The 2,936-nt window shown below is 59.6% G+C and carries 2 protein-coding genes; both read right to left on the minus strand.

What is annotated here, in order from left to right:
- Window positions 1-598 precede the first annotated feature (598 nt).
- Window positions 599-1,729: an MFS transporter gene (locus BLP62_RS13320; RefSeq protein WP_176758239.1), complete on the minus strand. Its 1,131-nt coding sequence runs from the start codon at window positions 1,727-1,729 to the stop codon at window positions 599-601.
- A 6-nt stretch (window positions 1,730-1,735) separates the two neighbouring features.
- Window positions 1,736-2,701: a hypothetical protein gene (locus BLP62_RS13325; protein ID WP_093008749.1), complete on the minus strand. Its 966-nt coding sequence runs from the start codon at window positions 2,699-2,701 to the stop codon at window positions 1,736-1,738.
- Window positions 2,702-2,936 lie beyond the last annotated feature (235 nt).

Below are 2,936 nucleotides of genomic sequence, written 5' to 3' on the forward strand. Positions count from 1 at the left end.
GGCCCAGCTTCTTGGGCAGGCGGGTCTGCCCATCACCCGGGTGTTGCGGGTGGTGGCGTGAGGTGAGTACGCAGGTGAATATCCGAAAAGGGGGAGACGGGAAAGCATAGCGGCCACTATTTTTTCAGATCCAGGGGATAGGTAGCAACTTGGGTTAAACGTACTCAAGCTCCGAAGATGGGCCCAAGCGAAGGACCAGGCCGTAGTTATCCCTAACCTCCACGAGGCCGTCCCGCGTTTTAAGGATATCACCAACCTCCAGCGTCATGCCCTCTACGATTGGTAAGTCCTTCTCTACCGCGGAAAAGCGTGGGTTGTTCGCCTCCTTGTCCAGCTTGCCGAAGGACCCGAGTAACCGTGTAAACCGTCATTTGCTTCACCCCCTTACGGGTTAGCCCCAGGGTAGCAGGGGGGAGGTTACGCGGAGGTTACGTGGAAAGGGTGCCACGGCCAGCATCCCGCGTGGCTCCCCGTAACCAGGGCCCCAAGCCCTCGCGAAATCCGGCCGGCCCCTCTAGCGGCGGGGCTCCTGACGGGCTAGCCGGGCCGTGGGGCCGAGGAGGAGAAAGGAGGCGAGGCAGAAAACGCTCCCAGGAGATCACCGGGTCCGTTTCTCCATTTGGCCGAGGAAGCCCCAGGCGACCAAGGCCAGGAGGAGAAATCCAAGCCCCGCTCCCAGATAGACCTCCTCCAAGCCCACCTTTCCCCCCACTGCCCCCGCCAAAAGTGCCCCCAAAAGCCCGGCCGAGCCGCTAAGGAACCTCATTCCACCCCCTACCCGGCCCAGCAGGGCATCCGGGGCCAAGGCTTGCCTTAGCACCACCTCCTGCACTCCCAAAAGGATAGCGCTTATCCCCAGGAGGGCTACGAGGAGCAGACCCAGGGGAAGGGGGGGCTTGAGGAGCAAACCTAAGATGGCCCCAGCGTCCATAAGGAAAAGGAGGCTGAGCACCCTTTGCGGCCTTTTGCCTTTAAGTTTCCCTGCCAAAAGCCCTCCTAAGGCCCCCCCAAGGGAGAAGGCGGTGCTGAGGAGCCCATACCCTATGGGTCCGTACCCGGCTTGGAGGGACCAGAGGGGAAGAAGGGCGAAGGGCATGACCCGGAGGAAGCTGGCTCCAAGGACCGTTCCGGCTAGCCGACGAAAGAAGGCTTCCTGGTACAGCCACCTCAGGCCGGCCAGCATCCCCGGGGAGGCTTTGCCAAGGGGCGGTATGGGAGGGAGCCTGGCTGCGAAGTTGAGAGCTATAAGGCCTAGCGCGCCCCCGAGCAAAAAGGGCCAGGAGGGGTTCTGGACGAAGAGGAAGGCGCCCAAGGGGGCGCCGAGAAGGTCAGCAAGGAGGCTTGCCGTGTAAAGACGCCCATGGGCCTTCTCCCGTTCCTGCGGCACGAGTCTAGGGACCAGGACCCGGACCTCCAGAAGAAGCTCAAGGATATTGCCTACCAGGTAAAGGCCGAGAAAGGTCCATGGACCAATGAGGCCGAGGCTTGTTCCTAAAAGAAACCGCAGGAGACTGCCGGAGAGAAGCCCGAAGGTGAGGGCTTTTTTGCGGTCCGTCCGATCCAGAAGGTAGCCTGTGAAGAGGGCTAAGACGGAGGCACCCCAACCGATGGCGTGTTGCAGGCCAAGGTAGAAGGGGTTGTCTAAGCGAGCGAGGTAGAGGGAGGCCGCAGTGCCTACGGCCCCCCCAGCACAGCTGGCCAAAAACAGGATCGTGGCTAATAAGAACACGCTCAGCTAAGTTAAGAAACCCTCTACTTCCCAGACCACCCCGTCGGCAGAGGAGCAAACGTACATTTTCTCTGAGTCCTGAGAGAACCTTACGCAAGTAGGCATCCTTAGCCCCCTCACGACGGGAGGCTGGAAGAGATAATTGCCGGGTTGAGCGGGGTCTACGGCAATGACTTCTCCCATCTCTGGCTGAACGGCAAAGAGCAATCCGGATGAGGGATGAAACCGCATCCCTCCTAGGCGATGAAGCCCCCAGGCTACCAACGCATCCGGATGGGCAACCAACTCAGAGTAGGTAATTTCCTCCGGCAATTCATCTGGATTTATGCGGAAGATCTGGCCCAGGCTTCCTACAGCGAGGTAGAAGAAGCCCCTTCCAGCAGCATCGTCAATCCAATTTTTGACACATCCTGCTGCTGCATACTTTTCCCACTTGTCGGGCCATGACTCTGGGGGGGTCAGCCCAGGCTCACCATGTCGGGCAGGTATGTCTAGGATAAAAGCTTTGGGCTCTCGCTCATGGTCACCTAGACTTAGACGGGTGATTTGTGTCATGAAGGAAGAGGAACTTTCGCTTACAAAAAAGGTCTCCCCCTTTTTCCCTAGGTTCAGCACGGCTAGGGTGTAGGGGCCCTTTAGGTTTTCGGCTAATTTAGGTAGTTTTGTTGCATCACCCCCTCCGGCGATATCCGCAATAGCTCCTCCCCACGTTTCCACAACGAGAACCTTGCCGTCCTCAGTAGGGCGAATAGCAGCGGGACCCTGTAGATTGTACACCAAAGGTTTAGCCTCCGAAGCGTCCCCCCCTTTTGTAATGTCCCGAACAGTGCCCGCAGTGTGTTCGGAAACCAAAAGCCTGCCGTCTGGGGTCCACTCCATGTGGGAGGGATTCTTCAAACCCCAGGCGAAGGGCCTCACGTAAACCCGCCGCGTCCGGCCGCCGACCTTGACCTCCTGCACTTCTTTGAGCATCTCCTTCACCCCCTTACGGGTTAGCCCCAGGGTAGCAGGGGGAAGATTACGCGGGGTTACGTGGAAGGGGTTCCACGCCTGGCCTCCCGCGTAACCTCGCGTAACCCCAGGCCCTCCGCGTAACCCTCCCCGTGGCACCCTGGCCGACATTCCGCACCCCTCGTTCCTTGGCCTTAGGATTTTGGGATGGAAACCCCACCCGACCTACAGGTGTACGACCTGGGCCACCTGGGCC

The organism is Thermus arciformis (assembly GCF_900102145.1).
GTDB classification, from domain to species: Bacteria; Deinococcota; Deinococci; order Deinococcales; family Thermaceae; genus Thermus; species Thermus arciformis.

What these genes read in the sequence shown, in the direction of transcription:
- BLP62_RS13325 (WP_093008749.1), bottom strand. Translation starts at nt 2,701, where the DNA reads ATGCTCAAAGAAGTGCAGGAGGTCAAGGTCGGCGGCCGGACGCGGCGG.